Annotated in this window: 21 protein-coding genes; 14 read left to right on the forward strand and 7 right to left on the reverse strand. The window is 65.0% G+C overall.

Annotated elements, in window-relative coordinates:
* Window positions 1-3 precede the first annotated feature (3 nt).
* The 3 genes from AC5JDC_RS23045 to ssb all read right to left on the reverse strand — a co-directional run bounded on the left by AC5JDC_RS23045 (window position 4) and on the right by ssb (window position 2,137).
* The gene (locus AC5JDC_RS23045; protein WP_495844924.1) at window positions 4-402 is read right to left on the reverse strand and encodes a DUF2306 domain-containing protein; all 399 of its coding nucleotides are present in this window, start codon (window positions 400-402) and stop codon (window positions 4-6) included.
* A 226-nt stretch (window positions 403-628) separates the two neighbouring features.
* Window positions 629-1,549, reverse strand: coding sequence for a 5'-methylthioadenosine/S-adenosylhomocysteine nucleosidase (locus AC5JDC_RS23050; protein ID WP_495844926.1), 921 nt, complete (start codon window positions 1,547-1,549; stop codon window positions 629-631).
* Window positions 1,550-1,630: 81 nt separating this feature from the next.
* Window positions 1,631-2,137 carry a single-stranded DNA-binding protein gene (gene ssb, locus AC5JDC_RS23055; protein ID WP_106770364.1) on the reverse strand — a complete coding sequence of 169 codons (507 nt, stop codon included), beginning with the start codon at window positions 2,135-2,137 and terminating at the stop codon, window positions 1,631-1,633.
* Between the two features lie 213 nt (window positions 2,138-2,350).
* Between ssb and AC5JDC_RS23060 the strand changes: the two genes are divergently transcribed.
* Window positions 2,351-2,617: a hypothetical protein gene (locus AC5JDC_RS23060; protein WP_495844928.1), complete on the forward strand. Its 267-nt coding sequence runs from the start codon at window positions 2,351-2,353 to the stop codon at window positions 2,615-2,617.
* Between the two features lie 9 nt (window positions 2,618-2,626).
* On the opposite strand, the gene AC5JDC_RS23065 is transcribed toward AC5JDC_RS23060, so the two are convergent.
* Window positions 2,627-3,754 carry a DUF7986 domain-containing protein gene (locus AC5JDC_RS23065; RefSeq protein ID WP_495844930.1) on the reverse strand — a complete coding sequence of 376 codons (1,128 nt, stop codon included), beginning with the start codon at window positions 3,752-3,754 and terminating at the stop codon, window positions 2,627-2,629.
* Window positions 3,755-4,494: 740 nt separating this feature from the next.
* On the opposite strand from AC5JDC_RS23065, the gene uvrA reads away from it, so the two are divergent.
* The 6 genes from uvrA to AC5JDC_RS23095 all read left to right on the forward strand — a co-directional run bounded on the left by uvrA (window position 4,495) and on the right by AC5JDC_RS23095 (window position 10,570).
* Entirely contained in the window at window positions 4,495-7,419 is a 2,925-nt protein-coding gene (gene uvrA / locus AC5JDC_RS23070; RefSeq protein ID WP_495844932.1) for an excinuclease ABC subunit UvrA, read from the forward strand.
* Window positions 7,416-7,736 carry a DUF4258 domain-containing protein gene (locus AC5JDC_RS23075; protein ID WP_495844934.1) on the forward strand — a complete coding sequence of 107 codons (321 nt, stop codon included), beginning with the start codon at window positions 7,416-7,418 and terminating at the stop codon, window positions 7,734-7,736. The genes uvrA and AC5JDC_RS23075 overlap by 4 nt, the downstream gene beginning before the upstream one ends.
* Entirely contained in the window at window positions 7,733-7,945 is a 213-nt protein-coding gene (locus AC5JDC_RS23080) for a hypothetical protein (protein WP_495844935.1), read from the forward strand. The genes AC5JDC_RS23075 and AC5JDC_RS23080 overlap by 4 nt, the downstream gene beginning before the upstream one ends.
* Window positions 7,942-8,079 carry a hypothetical protein gene (locus AC5JDC_RS23085; protein ID WP_495844937.1) on the forward strand — a complete coding sequence of 46 codons (138 nt, stop codon included), beginning with the start codon at window positions 7,942-7,944 and terminating at the stop codon, window positions 8,077-8,079. Before AC5JDC_RS23080 ends, AC5JDC_RS23085 begins: the two co-directional genes overlap by 4 nt.
* A 17-nt stretch (window positions 8,080-8,096) precedes the next feature.
* Complete coding sequence (locus AC5JDC_RS23090) at window positions 8,097-9,371, forward strand: hypothetical protein (protein ID WP_495844938.1); 1,275 nt, start codon at window positions 8,097-8,099, stop codon at window positions 9,369-9,371.
* 260 nt (window positions 9,372-9,631) lie between these two features.
* On the forward strand, window positions 9,632-10,570 hold the full coding sequence (locus AC5JDC_RS23095; protein ID WP_495844939.1) for a DUF930 domain-containing protein: 939 nt from the start codon (window positions 9,632-9,634) through the stop codon (window positions 10,568-10,570).
* A 25-nt stretch (window positions 10,571-10,595) separates the two neighbouring features.
* Here AC5JDC_RS23095 and AC5JDC_RS23100 read toward each other — a convergent pair whose 3' ends face one another.
* On the reverse strand, window positions 10,596-10,868 hold the full coding sequence (locus tag AC5JDC_RS23100) for a type II toxin-antitoxin system VapC family toxin (protein ID WP_495844941.1): 273 nt from the start codon (window positions 10,866-10,868) through the stop codon (window positions 10,596-10,598).
* A gap of 128 nt (window positions 10,869-10,996) precedes the next feature.
* Between AC5JDC_RS23100 and AC5JDC_RS23105 the strand changes: the two genes are divergently transcribed.
* The 3 genes from AC5JDC_RS23105 (at window position 10,997) to AC5JDC_RS23115 (ending at window position 13,538) form a co-directional block, all read left to right on the forward strand.
* Window positions 10,997-11,218 carry a hypothetical protein gene (locus AC5JDC_RS23105; RefSeq protein ID WP_495844943.1) on the forward strand — a complete coding sequence of 74 codons (222 nt, stop codon included), beginning with the start codon at window positions 10,997-10,999 and terminating at the stop codon, window positions 11,216-11,218.
* 205 nt (window positions 11,219-11,423) lie between these two features.
* Window positions 11,424-12,230: a DUF72 domain-containing protein gene (locus AC5JDC_RS23110; RefSeq protein ID WP_495844944.1), complete on the forward strand. Its 807-nt coding sequence runs from the start codon at window positions 11,424-11,426 to the stop codon at window positions 12,228-12,230.
* Between the two features lie 156 nt (window positions 12,231-12,386).
* Window positions 12,387-13,538 carry a GGDEF domain-containing protein gene (locus tag AC5JDC_RS23115; protein ID WP_495844947.1) on the forward strand — a complete coding sequence of 384 codons (1,152 nt, stop codon included), beginning with the start codon at window positions 12,387-12,389 and terminating at the stop codon, window positions 13,536-13,538.
* A gap of 14 nt (window positions 13,539-13,552) precedes the next feature.
* Here AC5JDC_RS23115 and AC5JDC_RS23120 read toward each other — a convergent pair whose 3' ends face one another.
* Window positions 13,553-15,040, reverse strand: coding sequence for an NAD(P)H-hydrate dehydratase (locus AC5JDC_RS23120; RefSeq protein ID WP_495844949.1), 1,488 nt, complete (start codon window positions 15,038-15,040; stop codon window positions 13,553-13,555).
* 333 nt (window positions 15,041-15,373) lie between these two features.
* Between AC5JDC_RS23120 and AC5JDC_RS23125 the strand changes: the two genes are divergently transcribed.
* From AC5JDC_RS23125 to AC5JDC_RS23135, 3 genes are all read left to right on the forward strand, one after another.
* Complete coding sequence (locus AC5JDC_RS23125) at window positions 15,374-15,712, forward strand: P-II family nitrogen regulator (protein ID WP_106770374.1); 339 nt, start codon at window positions 15,374-15,376, stop codon at window positions 15,710-15,712.
* Between the two features lie 65 nt (window positions 15,713-15,777).
* Entirely contained in the window at window positions 15,778-17,187 is a 1,410-nt protein-coding gene (gene glnA / locus AC5JDC_RS23130) for a type I glutamate--ammonia ligase (protein ID WP_106770375.1), read from the forward strand.
* Between the two features lie 96 nt (window positions 17,188-17,283).
* Window positions 17,284-18,411, forward strand: a complete 1,128-nt coding sequence (locus AC5JDC_RS23135; protein ID WP_495844952.1) for a hypothetical protein — start codon at window positions 17,284-17,286, stop codon at window positions 18,409-18,411.
* 16 nt (window positions 18,412-18,427) lie between these two features.
* Here AC5JDC_RS23135 and AC5JDC_RS23140 read toward each other — a convergent pair whose 3' ends face one another.
* The gene (locus tag AC5JDC_RS23140) at window positions 18,428-19,111 is read right to left on the reverse strand and encodes a hypothetical protein (protein WP_495844954.1); all 684 of its coding nucleotides are present in this window, start codon (window positions 19,109-19,111) and stop codon (window positions 18,428-18,430) included.
* Window positions 19,112-19,269: 158 nt separating this feature from the next.
* Here AC5JDC_RS23140 and AC5JDC_RS23145 point away from each other — a divergent pair, with 158 nt between their 5' ends.
* On the forward strand, window positions 19,270-19,530 hold the full coding sequence (locus AC5JDC_RS23145; protein ID WP_106770377.1) for a DUF4212 domain-containing protein: 261 nt from the start codon (window positions 19,270-19,272) through the stop codon (window positions 19,528-19,530).
* The last annotated feature ends 10 nt before the right edge of the window (window positions 19,531-19,540 follow it).

Genomic DNA, 19,540 nt, shown 5'->3' on the forward strand with positions numbered 1-19,540 from the left:
TCCCTATCCGCCGAACACCACCTGATGCATCACCCTGCCTGGCAGCAGGGTGAAAAGTCCCGCGCCGACGAGGGCAAGCAGATAAAGCGAGATCATCGCCTTCCGGTGCCGGTCGACGCGGTGCCGATGCGCATGCCAGACGGCGAGCGGCACGGTCATCAGCACGAGCACAGACAGAAGATGGATCGGGCTCCACAGCCCGATGAGCCGGATCTCGTGAATCCAGAACCCGCTCGCCGCGACGAAAAGCATGAGGCCGGCCCAAATGAAGCCCACCGCGCGATGGCGCAAGGTGCCCTTCGGCAGCGCGAATTGCGCGGCACCGAGCACCAGGGCCGCCAGCGCCGCCAGTGCATGCCCGGGAATCGGCGCCGACTCGGCGAGAAGAGGCTCCAGCGACATGGTCGATCCTCCCTCGTCGCTTTTGCGCTGAATCAGAGCGGAATGCGATCAGGATGAACCGGCATTCCGCTCCATCTCTTTGTTTCGTCGCATGATCTTTGTGCGAAAATCCGCGACTCTCCGGGATCATGCTCCAACGCCGGCTACGGACATTCCGGACGGTCGTTGCGGTCCCGACCTGCCGGTTGCCCGCCCCTTGCCGGCAGGGCACCGCACGACCATTCCGTCATGGCATCTTCTCCAGCAGCGCCTTGACCACGTTGGCGGAATTGGTCGAGGCGAGCGCCATGAAGGTCGCCATCTCGTTGGCCCCCTCGCCGCCGCCGGCGAGATCGGAAAGGCTGCGCACGGCGACAAACGGCACACCGTTGGCATAGGCGACATGCGCAACCGCCGCGCTCTCCATGTCCAGCACCTTGGCCGCGAACGTCGCATGCACGTATTCGCGGAACGCGGCGTTGTCGACGAAGGCCTGGCCCGACACGCCATTGCCGCCGACGACGATTTTTGGCTTCTCGCTCAGGCATTTGTTCTCCGCCGCGCAGGCGGCGAGGTCGAGTTCGCCGGCGACCTTGCGGGCGATCTCCAGCAGGCCCGGATCGCTCGGGAACCAGAAGCGCGCCTCCTCGCCCGAAGCCCCGTCGCGGGCGACGCCGACCGGACGCGGCACGATCATGCCGAAGCCGTCGAACTCGCCCTCCTCCATGAAGGGCGGGATGGCGAAGCCGTCCGCCGTCTCGCGCGCGAACACCGCCTCCAGATACTGCCCCCACTGGTCGGCCACCACGACGTCGCCGATGTTGAGCGACGGGTCGACGCCGCCGGCGATGCCGGAAAAGATGACCGAGGTCACGCTGAAGCGGTCGAGCGCCGATTGCGTGGTCATGGCCGCGTTGACCATGCTGACGCCGCTCAGGAACAGTACGACGTCCTTGCCGGCGAGCGTGCCGGTGACGAAGGTCCGCCCGTTGATCGTGTGCTCCCTGCCCTCGGCAAGCTCAGCCCTGAGAGCCAGCCATTCGGGCTGGAACGCCGACACCACGGCGATCCGCGGCTTGTCGTCCAGCAGTTCCGCCGCCTGGGCCGCGGGAGCAATCGCGACCAGGGCAAGGAGAAGAACCGCAACAACGCGTTCGAGCGCAGCCATAGTGATCGATCTCGTCCCCAACAGCACGGTTCACCTCAGAGCCGGCCGCGCCGGACCGGCAAGCACGCATCGACCCCTCGGTCAGAAGGGAATTTCGTCATCGAGCGAACCGCCGCCGCCGCCGCGCGCGCCGCCGGCGCGCTGACCGCGATCGTCCCCGGCGCCCGAATAGCCGAAATCCGAGCCGGCGCGGGCCGATCCGCCGGAATAACCGACCTGTGCGTCGCCGCCCTGCCCGCGTGCGTCGAGCATCTGCAATTCACCACGGAATTTCTGCAGCACCACCTCGGTCGTGTAGCGGTCCTGGCCGCTCTGGTCCTGCCATTTGCGGGTCTGCAACTGACCCTCGACATAGACCTTCATGCCCTTCTTCAGGTACTGCTCGGCCACCTTGGCGAGGTTGTCGTTGAAGATCACGACATTGTGCCACTCGGTCTTTTCCTTGCGGTCGCCGGAATTCTTGTCGCGCCAGGACTCGGAGGTGGCGATGCGCAGGTTGACGACCGGGTCGCCCGAGTTCAACCGGCGGATTTCGGGGTCGGCACCCAGATTGCCGACCAGAATGACCTTGTTGACACTGCCCGCCATCACGCTTTCTCCACGCTTGTCCTAAATTCAGCCGTCCTTGGACATTGGCGGCATCTTATCCGATCGTCGCCGGCTGCGCGGCGACCGGCGCAATTTCCATCCACCTGTCCACAGGTGTTTTGTACCCGTTTTGTTCGGCATGCGCCAGCAAAAAATGTCAGGAATTGGCGTTCATGCGTTTCGCATCGGCCGGTCTCGTCCTACATTGGCGGAATGATCGCCGTCGTCCGCCGTCTCGGCAACTTCATGCTGCCAATCCTGCTGCTCATGGCGCCCGCGCCCGTTCGGGCCGACGAGGCGCGGCAGCCGCTTCCCGGCGTGGTCCGGCCGGAGCCGATCGTCAAGCCGCTGGAAGAGCCGATCGAACCGCCGCGCCCGAACGCCGACGGCTTCGTGCGCATGGGCGACTGGGACGTGCGCATCTCCGGCTCGGTGGCCGTCGACATCACCGCCGGCACCCTCAAGCCCTTGCCGCGCTGACGCGCCCGCCTACGGGCGGACCAGTTCCTCGTAGGTATGGATCTGGACGAGCGGCTGCCCGATCATGCCCTTCAGGGCCGATTTCAGCATGATCTTGGCGCGGTCGGCCCTCAGCTTCGAATTGGCCGAAAGCAGCAGGACGCCCGGCGTCAGCTCGATCGACGCCAGCACCGGCGTCCCGTCCTCGAGCTCCATATGCAGGCGACCGTCGCGCACCTGCGGCAGCTTGCCAGACGCAAGGTCCCTGCCCTCATCCTCCCCGTCGATCCAGTTCCAGACGAACTCGTCTTCGCCGCGCAGGTCGGGAAGCGCATCGAGGCGGCCGCGGATCGCATCCTCGGAAATCCCGGCGGTGAGCGGATACGACATGGTGTGGAAAAGCAGCTCCTCGCCATCGCTGTTGAAGCGCGGCGGCGGCACCTTCTCCAGCCTGCCCTTCAGCCTGTGATCGAGCCAGATGGCGGTGAATTCGGGCGCCGCGTCCATCAGATAGATCGTCTCGCCGATCTGCCGCGGATCCATGCCGCCAAGATCCTCGCCGGACGAAACCGCCTGGCCGGAGATTTCGTCGCCGAGCCGCTTCATCTCGGCGCCGATGGTCCCGAGCACCTCGTCGGCAGCGGCCGGGCCGAAGACGACCACACCGCCGGCGAGGCGATGCCTGCCCGACACCTCGACGATGCGGCCGCCGATGCGATCGCCGTCCTTCAGGATCCGCGTCGCCGCATGCTCGGTCACCTCTACCGGATCGCCGCCGAGCAGCAGGTCGCGTGCCAGCATCGACTGGCCCGCAACGATCCCGCTCACCTCGTGGAGGCTGAAAACGGAGTCCCGCAGGGCTTCCATGTAGCGCCGGGTGGACGGCGTTTCCTTCCAGCCGCGGCGCTTCAGATAGTCGTCGATCACGGTGCGCTCGTCCTCGTCCGACAGCGGGCGCGTCAGGAAATCCTCGAAGGCACAGCTCCACAGGCTGTTCATGTCGGTCTCGCCGATGAGTTCCTCGAGCTTGTCGAAGTCGATCCCGTAGGCGTCGAAGGACGGGCCGAAGTGATGGTCGAACACCTCGTCGAGAAGATCCCGCCAGTCGTCCCGGTCGGACCATTTCACAAGGCCGGAGAGTTCATGGCCTTTCGGCATCGGCAAAGCCTTTCTGGCGCGGATCGACGCGAAGCATCTCAATCTAACGTCCGGGACGTAGCAGCGCGACCGGGACGGCGCAAGAAAGCGGGATTTCCACAAAGATGAAGCCCTGCCGCCGGTTCATCGGCATGCAGGGCTTCTTTTCGGATTTTACCCGATTGCCGGGAGCGTTTTACCGGCTTTTTCTTCGAGTGCCTCGCGGCCTCACGCCGACGACTCGACTATGGTCTCTGATTGTCGGGGGAAAACGGCGGTCTCGCGCCGGACTTCATCCCGGCCGATCCTCACCGCCGCTCCGCGTCAGGCGCGGAGCCTTTCGGGACTGTCCGGTGGAGTCATGCCTCACTCCCGCGTACGTTCGACCAATGCCTGCCAAGTGACTGCCTGCGGCGTCTCGCAGACCGGCGCCCTGCCCTGCCGACCGGCCTTTCCGGTCGGGGTCACCGTGGCGACGGTCGGAGTGTGCCAAGCCTGCCCGCCCCCGTCAACCGAAGAAGGCCGGCCGCCGAAAAAAGTGATCGCCGCCGCCACAGACCTTGCCCGCCAAACAGGCCGCGCGGCTTGTGTCAGGAGACTCGTTCGACCTTTGTTCTTTTCGCTTGCCCAAACCCGTCAAACCGGCCTAAATCCGCCGGCGGCGGCGCCCGCTCGCAAAGGCGGCGCGCGTGCCTACATAGGCGGTGCCGGCACCACGCGGACCGGCCCTGAAATCCATTCTGACGAGACGGCGGAGCGGCATGGCCGACCACAAGTACATTTCGGTGCGCGGCGCGCGCGAGCACAATCTGAAGAATGTCGACCTCGACCTGCCGCGCGACAGCCTTGTCGTCATGACCGGCCTGTCGGGCTCGGGAAAATCCTCGCTCGCCTTCGACACCATCTATGCCGAGGGGCAGCGGCGTTATGTCGAGAGCCTGTCGGCCTACGCCCGCCAGTTCCTGGAGATGATGCAGAAACCGGACGTCGACCAGATCGACGGCCTGTCGCCGGCCATCTCCATCGAGCAGAAGACGACCAGCCGCAACCCGCGCTCGACCGTCGGCACCGTCACCGAGATCCACGACTACATGCGCCTGCTCTACGCCCGCGTCGGCGTGCCCTATTCGCCGGCGACCGGCCTGCCGATCGAGAGCCAGACCGTCTCGCAGATGGTCGACCGCGTGCTGGCGCTGGAGGAAGGCACCCGCCTCTACCTGCTGGCGCCGATCGTCAGGGGCCGCAAGGGCGAATACAGGAAGGAGCTGCTTGAGCTGCAGAAGAAGGGCTTTCAGCGCGTCAAGATCGACGGCCAGTTCTACGAGATCGCCGAGGCGCCGGCGCTGGACAAGAAATACAAGCACGACATCGACGTGGTGGTCGACCGCATCGTGGTGCGCGGCGATCTTTCGGCGCGGCTGGCGGATTCGATCGAGACGGCGCTGAAGCTGGCGGACGGGCTCGCCGTCGCCGAATTCGCCGACAGGCCGCTCGACGCCAGCCAGACCGGCGACGACGCGGTCAACAAGTCGGCCAACGAAACCCACGAGCGCATCCTGTTCTCCGAAAAATTCGCCTGCCCGGTCTCCGGCTTCACCATTCCGGAGATCGAGCCGCGCCTGTTCTCCTTCAACAACCCGTTCGGCGCCTGCCCGGCCTGCGACGGGCTTGGCAGCCAGCGCGCCATCGACGAGAATCTCGTCGTGCCGGACGAGAGCGTCACGCTGCGCGACGGCGCCGTCAGCCCGTGGGCGAAGTCGACCTCGCCCTACTACGCGCAGACGCTGGACGCACTCGGCAAGGCTTTCGGCTTCAAGCTCGGCGACAAATTTTCCAGCCTGTCGGAGGAGGCTAAGCAGGCCATCCTGCGCGGCACCGGCGAACGCGAGATCACCTTCCACTACGACGACGGCCTGCGCTCCTACAAGACGACCAAAACCTTCGAGGGTGTCATCCCCAATCTGGAGCGGCGCTGGAAGGAGACGGAATCGGCGTGGATGCGCGAGGAGATCGAGCGCTTCATGTCGGCCACCCCCTGCCCCGCCTGCAACGGCTTTCGCCTCAAGCCGGAATCGCTGGCGGTGAAGATCGCCGGCCTGCATATCGGCGAGGTGTCCAACATGTCGATCCGCAAGGCCGATGCCTGGTTCACCGAGCTGCCCGCAAAGCTCAACGCCAAGCAGAACGAGATCGCGGTCCGCATCCTGAAGGAAATCCGCGAGCGCCTGCGCTTCTTGAACGACGTCGGCCTCGACTACCTCACCATGGCGCGCAATTCCGGTACGCTGTCGGGCGGCGAGAGCCAGCGCATCCGCCTCGCCAGCCAGATCGGCTCCGGCCTCACCGGCGTGCTCTACGTGCTCGACGAGCCGTCGATCGGCCTGCACCAGCGCGACAACGCCCGCCTGCTCGACACGCTGAAGCACCTGCGCGACCTCGGCAACACGGTGATCGTGGTCGAGCACGACGAGGACGCCATCCTCACCGCCGACTACGTCGTCGACATCGGCCCGGCCGCCGGCATCCATGGCGGCCGCATCATCGCCCAGGGCTCGCCGGCCGAAATCATGGCCAACCCCGCCTCGATCACGGGCAAATATCTGACCGGCGAGTTGGAGATCGCCCTGCCCGACGAGCGCCGCCGGCTGAAGAAGGGCCGGCGCATAAAGGTGGTCGGCGCGCGCGGCAACAACCTGAAGGACGTCACCGCCGAAATCCCGCTCGGCACCTTCACCGCCGTCACCGGTGTGTCCGGCGGCGGAAAATCCACCTTCCTGATCGAGACCCTGTTCAAGGCAGCCTCGCGCCGCATCATGGGGTCGCGCGAGCATCCGGCCGAGCACGACCGCATCGAGGGCCTCGAATTTTTGGACAAGGTCATCGACATCGACCAGTCGCCCATCGGCCGCACGCCGCGCTCGAACCCCGCCACCTACACCGGCGCCTTCACGCCGATCCGCGACTGGTTCGCCGGCCTGCCGGAGGCCAAGGCGCGCGGCTACCAGCCCGGCCGCTTCTCCTTCAACGTCAAGGGCGGCCGCTGCGAGGCCTGCCAGGGCGACGGCGTCATCAAGATCGAGATGCATTTCCTGCCCGACGTCTACGTCACCTGCGACGTCTGCCACGGCAAGCGCTACAACCGCGAGACGCTGGAGGTCACCTTCAAGGGCAAGTCGATCGCCGACGTGCTCGACATGACGGTGGAGGAAGGCGCCGAGTTCTTCGCCGCCGTTCCGAGCGTCCGCGACAAGCTGCAGACTCTGGCAAAGGTCGGCCTCGGCTACATCCATGTCGGCCAGCAGGCGACGACGCTGTCGGGCGGCGAGGCGCAGCGCATAAAGCTCGCCAAGGAACTGTCGCGCAAGGCGACCGGCAAGACCCTCTACATCCTCGACGAGCCGACCACCGGCCTGCATTTCCATGACGTGGCAAAACTCTTGGAAGTGCTGCACGAACTGGTCGACCAGGGCAACACGGTGGTGGTCATCGAGCACAATCTGGAGGTGATCAAGACCGCCGACTGGATCCTCGACCTCGGCCCCGAAGGCGGCGACGGCGGCGGCGAGCTGGTCGCGCAGGGCACGCCGGAGGAGGTGGTGGCCGAGCCGAGGAGCTATACCGGGCAGTTCTTGAAGGAGCTGCTGGAGAGAAGGCCGAAGCAGGGGAAGCGGGAAGCGGCGGAGTGAGTGGATTCGTTGAGGAAATCCGCCTCCTTGTCGCGTCCGGGGCCGTTCGCACGTCAGACCACGCCTATGGCAGACTGCAGGAAAAGGACATATCCTACCGGCAGTTGGTGAATTCGCTCGCGGACGCCGAGGTCCTGGAACGATACCCGGACTACCGGCACGGCCCGTGCTTTCTGGCCCGTCATGTATTCTCCGACGGGCGCATCGCACACGCTGTGTGGGGCATGCCAAACCATTCGCGGGATTTGGCTGTGCTCGTCACCGCCTACTGGCCGGACAAGACGGAATGGGATGGCGACCTGAGGACAAGGCGATGAAGACCGAGAATTCGATTAAGCTGGTGCAACAGGGCAATCTCGTCGCGAAGGTGCCGGTGACGCTCATTCACGACGAAACCGGCTGGTCGCCCTACATCTCGCACGAGGACATGCTCAAGCTGGACGATGTCCGCGAGGCGTTGCGGCGAGGCGATGTCGGGGAGGCGGCACGCCACGGCGAGATCTTCGAATTGAGAAAGGTGGCGTGAACGGCGGCGGCGAGCTGGTGGCATCGGGCGCGCGGGAGGAGGTGGTGGCCGAGCCGCGCAGCTACACCGGGCAGTTTTTGAAGGAGTTGCTGGAGAGGAGGCCGAAGGCGGGGAAGCGTGAGGCGGTGGAGTAGAAGGGCTTGGCACCGCGATGTCCAAAAATCACCTTGTGAATGCAATTGCCTCCTCATTTATTGCGAGCGCGGAACGCGACGGTTTCAATGGGGCCGTAGCCTCGACCCTATTGCGTATCGAGGAGAAGCCAGAACGCCTCCGTCGCGCTTTCGCCGAACTCATCATAGATCGCAAAATCACGGCTGTGTTCGCTCGCAATTCTGTGAACATGCACATCAAGCGTTTTCCGGATTTGCCGGTACCGAGCCAGCTCGAACTTCTTCACTCTGAGGAACTTAGCGCCTTTAGCGTCTACCCCACGGAGATCGAGGTGCGGCGGCGGGTCGATCTCTCGGCATGGCACGACCGCCCGTTCTCGAAAGCCTTGCTACTGGTAGAACCGCAGCTGGCATTCCGGGCCTTCGATATGGGGTCCCTGGAGCGATATGTCTCCGATCCGCGCTACGACGTTCATTTCGCCGACTACATGGGCCGCATGTCTATCATCGACGATTTTTTCAAAAGCGAGCAGCATCCCGAGCGTGACAAGGTGTCATTGCAGACCTTCGGCCTTGGATTTGACGCCAAGCGCATACCTTACACAATCGTCTTTCTGCGATATCTCGCGCGCTTGTCCGCTGAGCACCAGCAATACTGGAACAGCTACCTGGCGTCAGGCGATGTGCGAATGAGCGAACCGTATTACCGTTCCAGCATCGAAGGCGAATTCTGGAAGAACCGCTCTATTCGCTATGCCATCACCGAGGAAATGCGCCTAGTCCGCGCGCTTTCCGAAGCCATTTGGGGTCAAAGCCTCTTTCGCACTCCGGTCGAAGGCGACGTGCCGATCGGACTTACCTCGTTCCTGCGCCCCACCGCCGAGAACTTCAACCGGTTCGTCATGGCATTGGACAAATTACTATCTGAAAGCATAGATTCGTCGTTCTTTCAGGGCAAATGTTCTTTGGAAACCGAAGAGACACGCGCTGACGGTAAGATCGTGGTCACGCGGAAAGGTACCCTCGCCCTCTTGGAGGAATGGCTTCTCACCGAAATCGTCTGGGATGATCCCGGTGCTTTCCGCGAAGTAGTGATTAAGCCGCTACGCGACGTTCGGCGATTGCGTCAGACGCCCGCTCACACTTTTACGACCGACAACTTTTCGACAGAATACTACAAAAGTCGCGAGCGCCTCTTGTGGGATGTGTTTAACAGCCTGTCCAATATTCGCGCGACTTTCGCCAAACATCCGCTGGCGCAGCACGTTGAGATACCCGATTGGCTCGACAATGAACGGATAGACGTATTCTAGGTCTCACCGGCCTTGAATTCCTTGCCACCTCCTAAGGCCGAACTTGCGCCGCTAGCATTTGCTCAAACAGATCGCGATATTCGGATTCGTATGCGGCCACGCGAACAAGGCTTGAGTATCGAGCAGATATCTCATCGGTCGCGGCGCCGCGAAAAATCCCTCCCCTTGTCGTGATGCGACGCTATTTTGGCGCTGCGGATTCCTCAACGATCACCCCACCCGCCTTGCGCCCACACCCCCGATATCCCAATTATCTACCCATGACTGGCGAGGCGAACATCGAGCGTCGGGGCTGGGGCCTGCCCGCCTCCGTCGCCGTGCATGCGCTGGTCGCCGCGCTGGTCATTTTCGGGCTCCCCGAAACCCTGTCGCAGCCGCAGGAAGAAGAGGTCGTATCGGTCACGCTCGAACCGCCGCCGAAACCGCCCGAACCGGCCAAGGCCGAGCCGCCGCCGCCCGAGCCGGCCAAGCCGCCAGAGCCGGCGCCGGAACAGGCCGCCGCCGCCCCGATCCCGCCGCTCAATCCCGTCGTGAAATTCGGCGAGAAGGATGCCGGCCCGCGCCGATCGCTCGCCGGCGCGGGCGCCGAGGACAATCCGGCGCCCCGGCCTCCCGTCGCGAACGAACGGAAAGCCGCGGACGCAGCCAGCGCCGAAAATCCGGAGCAGGACGAAAAGCAGCCGGCCGCTGAAAAAGACGAAGGCAAGGAGCCCGGCAAGGCCGACGACAACACCGGCAGCGCCGCGGAGCAGCAGCTGACGACCACGGCGGCGACTCCCGACAAGGCACCGGTGCCGGCAGGGCCGCCGCCCGGGCAGGCGAAGGCCGCGTCGGAGCCAAAACTGCACGAGGCGCGGACCTTGTTCTCGCGCTCCGCGACCGGCGGCCCGGCGGCGACAACGGCGATGGCGAACATCCCGCGCGGCGTCCGCATCGGCCGGCTCTGCGAGACGGAGCTGGGTCTGCAACTGCTCAACGGCGGCCACTTTCCCGACCTGCTGCCGTCCTACAGGCTGGAAGAGGGCACGGTTCTGGCGATCCAGCGCTCGGCCTACCGCCGCGCCGGCGGCGTCTGGCACGATCTGAGCTTCGAATGCCAGGTCGACGCGGACGCGACCGGCGTGGTGTCGTTCGCCTTCCGCGTCGGCGATCCGATCCCGCGCGCGGAGGCGGCGCGGCTCGGCCTACCGTTGCAATGACGACCGGCCGCCGCCGCACACGCAGCTACTCCCACATCGTCCCCGCGCCCAACTCCTTCAGCCACCTGTCCTTCGACATCAGCGTCAATCCCTCGACCACCGCCTGGGCCGCGAGCATCCGGTCGAACGGATCGCGATGTTCGGGGCCGTAGGCACCTGCCCGCACGGCATGCATGGCGGACAGCGGAAGCAGATCGAATCCCTCCGCCGCCACGACCGCGTCGAATGCGCCGACCAGCGGTCCCACCTCCGGCCAGCGCCCCTGGTGATGCTTGTAGGACATCTCGTAGGCCGACACGGCGCTCGCGCCTCGCAGCACTTGCCGCCGCGCTCGACGACCTGCCGGGCCAGGCGAGACGCTTTGCTCGCTGGCAGGCTGCCCGCGACGCCGCGGGTGCGCAAAGCAGGAACCGCGACGCCGCGGGCGTGCAAAGCGGGAATCGCGACGCCGCGCATGCGCGGACAAAACCCGGCTCCGGCCGGTTCCGCCGCTTCTCGCCGCTGCGGACCGGTCGTCCGCCCGGCGGCCGGCTGTCGCGCTTCGATCCCACAGCCATCCGTCCCCGCAACGTGCGCGAGGTCGACGATATCCTGGCGCATGCCCATGCGCTGGCCGTCTACGCCCTGGACTATCCCGACACGTCATGACGTGCGCCTTCGCGACGCGCGGTTCTGAAAAAGCGAAGCATTTTGACAGCCAGACGGGACAATATCCGGGCGTGGCAACGGCGCCTGCTGTCAGGAGCCTGAAAACGCCGGGTGGACAAGCGGGCGACACGAACGCATTTTTCGCCGCACGACCCAGGGCCGCTCCGGCCTGGACATCGACGGGCCGCAGGGAACGGAGACGAGGATGCAATCCGGAAAAATCCGCGCCGGCATGGGCGGCTGGACCTTCGAGCCGTGGGACACCTCCTTCTATCCCGACAAGCTCGCCAAGGCGAAGCAGCTTCAATACGCCTCACGCCAGGTGCCGACCATCGAGGTCAACGGCACCTATTATTCCGGCTTCAAGGAGCCGACCTTCGTCAAATGGGCGAGCGAGGCGCCGGACGGTTTCGTGTTCTCGCTGAAGGGCAACCGCTTCGTCACCAACCGCCGCGTGCTCGCCGAGGCGGGCGAATCGGTCGAGCGTTTCGTCACCCAGGGCATCGCCGCGCTCGGCGAAAAGCTCGGGCCGATTCTCTGGCAGTTCGCGCCGACCAAGAAATTCGACGAGGACGATTTCGGCGCCTTCCTGAAACTGCTGCCGGAAAAGCAGGGCGGGATAAAACTGCGCCACGCCGTCGAGGTGCGCAACGCCTCCTTCGCCGTGCCGGAATTCGTGGCGCTGGCGCGCCGGCACGACGTCGCGATCGTCTACGCCGACCACGCCACCTATCCGGCGATCGCCGACGTCACCGGCGATTTTGCCTATGTCCGGCTGCAGACCGGCAGCGACGACAACCCGGATTGCTATGAGCCAAAACGGCTCGATGAATGGGCAGAACGGGTAAAGACCTGGGCGGCCGGCAAGGAGCCGGACGATCTGCCCAAGGCCGATCCGAAAACCACGGCGCCGGTGCAGCCGCGCGACGTGTTCGTCTACTTCATCACCGAGGGCAAGGTGCGCGCGCCCTTCGGCGCCATGGCGCTGATGAAACGCGTCGGCGAAGGCTGACCGTGCGCTCGGGGGCCGGCCGATAGACCCGATCCGCTCCGCCCCGCCCGGCAAACCGGGCGTCCGTCGGCATTTGACGCTCCGTCGTAACCATCTGCACACCTCCTTCATGTAGTCGGTGGCTGCTGGCGAACGCCTTCGGGCATGGCGGGGGTCATGACGCTCGACTACAACTCCCTGTTGACGGCGCTGGGCATCTCCGGCGGATGTCTCGCCGTCACTCTCCTGATGAGTTGGTCGGTCGCCCGCGCGCAGACCTTCCTGCTGACCTGGGCCGCCGGCGTCGCGCTGATCGTCGTCTACGTCGTCCTCTACGGATTCTATGTCGACTATCCCGATCCGCTCCTCGGCGCGATCTCCTTCGTGCTGCTGCTGGTGGGGCTCTCGGCCCTTGTCGGCGCGGCGCGGCAGTTCCGCACCGGCCAAAGCTCGCTGCGCCCGACGCTGTCGGCTGCCGCACTTTCCCCGATCGTCCCGGCCGCCGCCATGCTGCTCGGCTTCGACGGGCTCGGCTTCATCGCGCTCAACGTCGCCGCCGCCCTGCTGCTTTCGGCCACGGCCGGAGAATACTGGACCGGCCGCGCCGAGGCGCCGGGACCGATCGTCGGGCTGACGGTGCTCTATGCGGTGACCGCCTTCGGCTTCGTGCTTTGCGCCTGCGTGCTGATCGGCGACGGTCGCCTGGTGCTCGGCCAGGCGCCGCAGAACTGGGCGGAGGACGTGTCGCTGGCGATCAGCATCGCCGGCATGACCGGCATCGGCGCGCTGTCGCTGGCGCTCAACCACTGGCGCATGGCCAGCAAGCACCGCCAGGAGGCGATGACCGACGCGCTCACCGGCCTGCTCAACCGGCGTGCCCTGTTCGACCGTCACGGCGCGATGCGGTTCGGCCCGTTCGCCGCCGTCATCGTCTTCGACCTCGACGGCTTCAAGTCGATCAACGACGACCACGGCCACGCGGCCGGCGACCGGGTGATCCGCGCCTTCGCCGAAGAGCTGGCGGCATCGACGCAGCGGCGCATGTCGGCGGCCCGCCTCGGCGGCGAGGAGTTCGCCCTGGTGCTGCCGCGCTGCCTGCCGGAGCAGGCCGAACAGGTCGCGGAGCGCATCCGTGCCGCCTTCGCCGCCCGCGCCATCCACACCGACGGCGCCTCCCTCACCTGCACGGTCAGCGCCGGCATCGCCTTCGGCTCGGAGGACGCGCCGGGCTTCGAGACGGTGCTGCGCCAGGCCGACAAGGCGCTCTACGCGGCCAAGCGCGGCGGCCGCAACCGCACCGTCACGCGCACCCTGCGCCTGGTTAGCTGACCGGGCCCGTCCCCTCAATCCAGCAGGTCGCGCAGCACCGCCGGCAACTCGCCCGGAATGTCCTCGGCGATCAGCCCCGGCCCGAAGCGCCTTGCCGCCTCGGCATGGATCCAGACCCCGGCGCAGGCCGCCTCGAAACCCGGCATGCCCTGGGCCAAAAAGCCGGCGACGAAGCCGGAGAGCACGTCGCCGGAACCGGCGGTCGCCAGCCATGGCGTGCCGTTGGAGTTGATGGCGGCGCGCCCGTCGGGTGCTGCGATCACCGTATCGGGCCCCTTGTAGACGACGATCGCCTCGACGCGGTCGGCCGCCCGGCGCGCACGCTCGAGCTTCGACGGAATTTTTCGCAGGTCGGGGAAGAGCCGGCCGAACTCGCCCTCGTGCGGCGTGATCACCAGGTCGGCGGCGCGCCCGCCGAAAGGTCCGGCGAGCAGGCCGGGCTCGGCGGCGAGCGAGGTCAGCGCGCTGGCGTCGACCACCGCCGGCAGCGGGCGCGGCAGGCGGTCGATCAGCTCGAACAGCAGGCGCCCGGTCTCGGCCGAGGCGTCCAGTCCCGGCCCGTAGACGAAGGCCGCCGGCCGCCGGTCCGCGAAGAAGGCCAGCGCCTCCTCCAGCGTGTCGGCCTTGCGCAGCATGATCGACGTGAGATGCGCGGCATTGGCGGCGAGCGCCTCCGACGGCGACAGCAGCGTCACCGCCCCTGCCCCGGCGCGCGCCGCCGCCAGCGCCGACAGACGCGCCGCGCCGGTGGCGCTCGCCGCGCCTGAAAATACGGCGACATGGCCGCGCGAATATTTGTGGGCGTCGACCGCCGGTCGGGGAAACCTGGGTTTCCAGAGCTCCGGGCCGTCCTCGAAGCAGGTGGCGCCGGCAGCCGCCACGATGTCGTCGCCGATGCCGATATCGGCGACGACGACCTCGCCGCAGGCGGTGCGGCCGGGCTGGAGAAGGTGTCCGGGTTTCTTGCGCACGAAGGTGACGGTGACGGCCGCCTGAAAGGTTTCGCCGAGAATTTCGCCCGTCGCACCCGAAACACCGGAGGGAAGATCGACGGCGACCACCGGAACGCCGGCCGTCCTGACGCTTTCCATGGCACGGCGCGCGGCGCCGCCGACGGCGCGCGCCAGCCCGGCGCCATAGACGGCGTCGACCACCAGGCCACCGGCCGAAGGCGCGAAGGCGGCGAGCGGCTGCGGCCACACCTTGCAATCGGCGGCCGCCAGCGCGGCGTCGCTGCCATCGCGCGGCGGGCCCTCTGCGTAGACCGCCACGTCCACGCCCGACCGTCGCAGCAGTTCGGCCACGACATAACCGTCGCCGCCATTGTTGCCCGGCCCGCACAGCACGTCGACCCTGGAGGCCGCCGGAAAGCGCTCGAGCACGATGGCGGCGACCGCGGCACCGGCCCGCTGCATGAGCTGGTAGCCGTCGAAGGGGCCGGCCGCGATGGCGCGCCGGTCACAGGCGACCATTTCGTCTGGCAGAAGCAGTTCGAACGGCATACGGCCAGAACCTGTCGAAAGGTTGAGCGTTCGTCTGGCATAGCACGGCAGGGAACCGCACGAAACGAACCACATGTTGCCTATTATTTCGTCAAAACGCCCACAAAATAGGCTGATGAAAAAATAGACAGCCCCGACCCTCTGCCCGCCTGCCGGCACGCCACCTGCCGGCAGGCGTCGCGGCCCACGGTTGCACCGTCGACGGCCGGGAACGGACGGGACTTGCGACCGGGCCGGGTTGTGGCTGACAACTGGCACGGATCATGCTTTGGTTCAGGCACAACAAGGCGGGCCGGCGAGCCCGCCGTCCTTTGATTGGAGGCCGTGCCGGAAATGAAGAAGATCGAAGCGATCATCAAGCCGTTCAAGCTCGACGAGGTGAAGGAGGCGCTGCAGGAGGCGGGGCTGCAGGGCATCACGGTGACGGAGGCAAAAGGCTTCGGCCGGCAGAAGGGCCATACCGAGCTCTATCGTGGCGCCGAATATGTCGTCGACTTCCTGCCCAAGGTGAAGATCGAGGTGGTGCTGGGCGACGAATCGGTCGAGGGCGCCATCGAGGCGATCCGCAAGGCGGCGCAGACCGGGCGCATCGGCGACGGCAAGATTTTCGTCTCCAACATCGAGGAAGTGGTACGCATCCGCACCGGCGAGACCGGCCTGGACGCGATCTGAGCAGGCCGGCGGACTTTTTCGAAATCGAATCTCTTTACAAAAACGTCAATCAGGGAAAACGCCACATGACGACAGCCAAAGACATCATGAAGCAGATCAAGGACAACGACGTGAAATTCGTCGACCTGCGCTTCACCGATCCGAAGGGCAAGCTTCAGCACGTGACCATGGATGTCGCGGAGGTCGACGAGGACATGTTCGCCGACGGCGTGATGTTCGACGGCTCCTCGATCGCCGGCTGGAAGGCGATCAACGAGTCCGACATGGTGCTGATGCCCGACACCGACACGGTGCACATGGACCCGTTCTTCGCCCAGTCGACGATGGTTGTGCTGTGCGACATCCTCGATCCGGTCTCCGGCGAGGCCTACAACCGCGACCCGCGCGGCACCGCCAAGAAGGCGGAGGCCTACATGAAGGCCGAAGGCATCGGCGACACCATCTATGTCGGTCCCGAGGCCGAGTTCTTCGTCTTCGACGACGTCAAGTACAAGGCCGACCCGTACAACACCGGCTTCAAGCTGGACTCCTCCGAGCTGCCGTCGAATGACGACACCGACTACGAGACCGGCAACCTAGGCCACCGGCCGCGCGTCAAGGGCGGCTATTTCCCGGTGCCGCCGATCGACAGCTGCCAGGACATGCGCTCCGAGATGCTGACGGTGCTCGCCCAGATGGGCGTGCGCGTCGAGAAGCACCACCATGAGGTCGCCGCCGCCCAGCACGAACTCGGCGTCAAGTTCGACGCGCTGGTGCGCAACGCCGACAAGATGCTGCTCTACAAATACGTCGTGCACCAGGTCGCCAACGCCTATGGCAAGACGGCGACCTTCATGCCGAAGCCGGTATTCGGCGACAACGGCTCGGGCATGCACGTCCACATGTCGATCTGGAAGGAAGGCAAGCCGACCTTCGCCGGCAACGAATATGCGGGCTTGTCCGAAACCTGCCTCTACTATATCGGCGGCATCATCAAGCACGCCAAGGCCATCAACGCCTTCACCAACCCGCTGACCAACTCCTACAAGCGGCTGGTGCCGGGTTATGAGGCGCCGGTGCTGCTCGCCTATTCGGCGCGCAACCGCTCGGCCTCCTGCCGCATTCCGTTCGGCTCGTCGCCGAAGGCGAAGCGCGTCGAGATCCGCTTCCCCGATCCGGGCGCCAACCCCTATCTCGGCTTCGCCGCGCTGCTGATGGCCGGCATCGACGGCATCAAGAACAAGATCCATCCCGGCCAGCCGATGGACAAGGATCTCTACGACCTGCCGCCGAAGGAGCTGAAGAAGATCCCGACAGTCTGCGGCAGCCTGCGCGAGGCGCTGCAGAACCTCGACAAGGACCGCGGCTTCCTCAAGGCCGGCGGCGTCTTCGACGACGACCAGATCGACGCCTACATCGAATTGAAGATGGCCGAGGTCATGCGCTTCGAGATGACCCCGCACCCGGTCGAGTTCGACATGTATTATTCGGTCTGAGCCCTTTCGGGGCGATGGGCTTGGACGAAAAACCCCGGCGGTGACGCCGGGGTTTTTATTGTATCAAATACTCGGCCACTATCTGGGGGGAGCGACATGAGCAGCATTTTTCTCGTAGGGCTGGACAACCAACTCACAGAACTGAACCGGACAAGCTACGATTCGGAGGACCTGTTTCAGCGCCTCTTAGGCGATCATCCCGCTATGCTACGGCTTGCCGGCGGAGTTGAAGGCAAACTGCTGCTTATTCGCCGTGAGCATCCGGTTCCCGATTCCGCCAATGGTGCGGATCGTTGGTCCCTGGATCATCTGTTTTTGGACAGACAAGGCGTACCCGTGTTGGTCGAGGTCAAACAAGCCGCAGACACTCGAGCACGACGTGAGGTTGTCGCGCAGATGCTCGACTACGCTGCCAATGCGGTCGCATACTGGCCTATCGAACGCATTGTTCAAGTCTACCGGGAAACCGCCAACAAGGCGGCCAAAGATCCAGATGCAGAGCTTTCAGCCTTCCTGGACGACGGCGATATTGAATCGTTCTGGCGGGCGGTCGAGGCCAATCTCAGATCAGGGCGCATACGAATGTTGTTTGTCGCGGATCGGATCCCGAAGGAGCTTGCTCGAATCGTTGAGTTTCTAAACGAGCAGATGCGGCCCGCGGAAGTTCTGGCCATTGAGGTCGAGCAGTTCACTAGTGCCAACGGTATGCGGACGCTTGTCCCGCGATTGGTAGGGCAAACAGAACGGGCTCAGTCAGCGAAGGCTGTGACTGAGGTTAAGGAGCAGTTGTCCGAAAGCGAGTGGCTGAGGGCTCTCGAAGAGAAACACGGCGTCGACGCCGGACGTGGTACCACGAAGGCAATCGAATGGCTTCGGTCCAATGGCTTCAGCATCGGCATAACGGAAAGTCAGGACTCCGTGTATGCAAATCTCAAACAACCGAACGGCAAGATCGCCTGGCCCTTTTTTCTGCGGCGCAGTTCTGGTCGATTGGAAACGTCTCTGGCCTATCTCGCCTCTACCTCGGCGTATCGCGATTCGACTGAAAGGCAGAACTTGCTTAACCGGCTACGAGCAATCCCGTCGGCTAGGGCCAGCGATAAGCTTAATGGGTGGCCGTCGTTAGGATTGGAAGCATTGTTGGCGGACCCAGTCTGGGAAGATTTCACCAAAATCGCAGTCGATGTTCGCGGGCGTCTTATGGAAGAGGCTAATAAAAACTAGCTTACACCGAGGAATTTCAATTGGCCGACAGATTCCTCGCCCGCCCCTCCCGCCACGAAGCCGCGACACCTGCCGCATCCAGCCGGTTGCGAAAATCCTGGATCACCTCGTTCCAGGCGAAGCGGATGGAATTCTCGACGACCTCGCGGTCGAAGCGCTTGTGCTCGTCGGCGATCGGCGCCCAGCGGATCAACGCCTTCGGGCTTTCGGTGAATGCGCTGGCACCTGCTGCGATGTTTTCCCAGGCGGTCCGCGACAGCCGCTCGGCGAAGGCCGCACGCCACGCCTCGGGCGCTTCCGGGTCGGGTGCCTGACCCTCGTTGACCGCCACCCCATGGTCATAGCACGCGATCGCCAGTTCACCGCGACTGTCGGCCGGCAGTCGCCCACCTGCCGCGACCTGCGCGACGGCGTGGACGGTCAGGTCCGCCAGCGAAGCGGCGAACACCTGCATCCGCGCGATGTCGATCGATCGCGCGAAGACTTCGTCCTCGAACATCTCGGGGTAGCGGATACCGATGCGCTCCTTGAGATAGCCGTAGAGCTTCTTCTGGGTGATCAGGGCCGAACGGGTGGCAACGAAGTCGAACAGGCGCTCGACACTGTCGACAGGTGCCGAATCACGCCGGACCGACAGCCTTGATGCCGTCTCGACCAGCCAGCCCGATGCTTCCGAGAACCGCTCGATAACGCGTTTCATCACTTCCCGCCGCCCCGCACCGCCGCCTCCGGGCATACTACGATCGGATTATTTCGCGATAGGCGCCGGTCTGCAATCATGCAAGTGGGCGATTCCGTCTTGGAGCGCTCGTTGCCGACGGACGAATCCGTCCGTCGACGAGACGAGGGGAGGAAGAAATGGCCAGCAACGACTCCGATGCCAGGCAACGGCATTGGGAGAAGACGCGCAATCTCAACACGATCGTTCTGATCCTGTGGGCGATTTTCGCGATCATCATCCCGTATTTCGCAAGTGCACTCAACGCGTTCACATTCCTGGGCTTTCCGCTGGGCTTCTACATGTGCGTCCAAGGGTCTCTCATTGCGTTTCTCGTGCTGATCTGGGGCCAGAACTGGAGGCAGGATCAGATCGACGACGAATTTGGCCTCGGCGACTAGGGGGGAGACA

The organism is Kumtagia sp., from assembly GCF_059502445.1.

Bases quoted from the DNA above. Each gene is read 5' to 3' on its own strand.
- AC5JDC_RS23045 (WP_495844924.1), bottom strand. From the start codon at position 402: ATGTCGCTGGAGCCTCTTCTCGCCGAGTCGGCGCCGATTCCCGGGCAT.
- AC5JDC_RS23050 (WP_495844926.1), bottom strand. From the start codon at position 1,549: ATGGCTGCGCTCGAACGCGTTGTTGCGGTTCTTCTCCTTGCCCTGGTC.
- ssb (WP_106770364.1), bottom strand. From the start codon at position 2,137: ATGGCGGGCAGTGTCAACAAGGTCATTCTGGTCGGCAATCTGGGTGCC.
- AC5JDC_RS23060 (WP_495844928.1), top strand. From the start codon at position 2,351: ATGATCGCCGTCGTCCGCCGTCTCGGCAACTTCATGCTGCCAATCCTG.
- AC5JDC_RS23065 (WP_495844930.1), bottom strand. From the start codon at position 3,754: ATGCCGAAAGGCCATGAACTCTCCGGCCTTGTGAAATGGTCCGACCGG.
- uvrA (WP_495844932.1), top strand. From the start codon at position 4,495: ATGGCCGACCACAAGTACATTTCGGTGCGCGGCGCGCGCGAGCACAAT.
- AC5JDC_RS23080 (WP_495844935.1), top strand. From the start codon at position 7,733: ATGAAGACCGAGAATTCGATTAAGCTGGTGCAACAGGGCAATCTCGTC.
- AC5JDC_RS23090 (WP_495844938.1), top strand. From the start codon at position 8,097: ATGTCCAAAAATCACCTTGTGAATGCAATTGCCTCCTCATTTATTGCG.
- AC5JDC_RS23095 (WP_495844939.1), top strand. From the start codon at position 9,632: ATGACTGGCGAGGCGAACATCGAGCGTCGGGGCTGGGGCCTGCCCGCC.
- AC5JDC_RS23110 (WP_495844944.1), top strand. From the start codon at position 11,424: ATGCAATCCGGAAAAATCCGCGCCGGCATGGGCGGCTGGACCTTCGAG.
- AC5JDC_RS23115 (WP_495844947.1), top strand. From the start codon at position 12,387: ATGACGCTCGACTACAACTCCCTGTTGACGGCGCTGGGCATCTCCGGC.
- AC5JDC_RS23120 (WP_495844949.1), bottom strand. From the start codon at position 15,040: ATGCCGTTCGAACTGCTTCTGCCAGACGAAATGGTCGCCTGTGACCGG.
- AC5JDC_RS23125 (WP_106770374.1), top strand. From the start codon at position 15,374: ATGAAGAAGATCGAAGCGATCATCAAGCCGTTCAAGCTCGACGAGGTG.
- glnA (WP_106770375.1), top strand. From the start codon at position 15,778: ATGACGACAGCCAAAGACATCATGAAGCAGATCAAGGACAACGACGTG.
- AC5JDC_RS23135 (WP_495844952.1), top strand. From the start codon at position 17,284: ATGAGCAGCATTTTTCTCGTAGGGCTGGACAACCAACTCACAGAACTG.
- AC5JDC_RS23140 (WP_495844954.1), bottom strand. From the start codon at position 19,111: ATGAAACGCGTTATCGAGCGGTTCTCGGAAGCATCGGGCTGGCTGGTC.
- AC5JDC_RS23145 (WP_106770377.1), top strand. From the start codon at position 19,270: ATGGCCAGCAACGACTCCGATGCCAGGCAACGGCATTGGGAGAAGACG.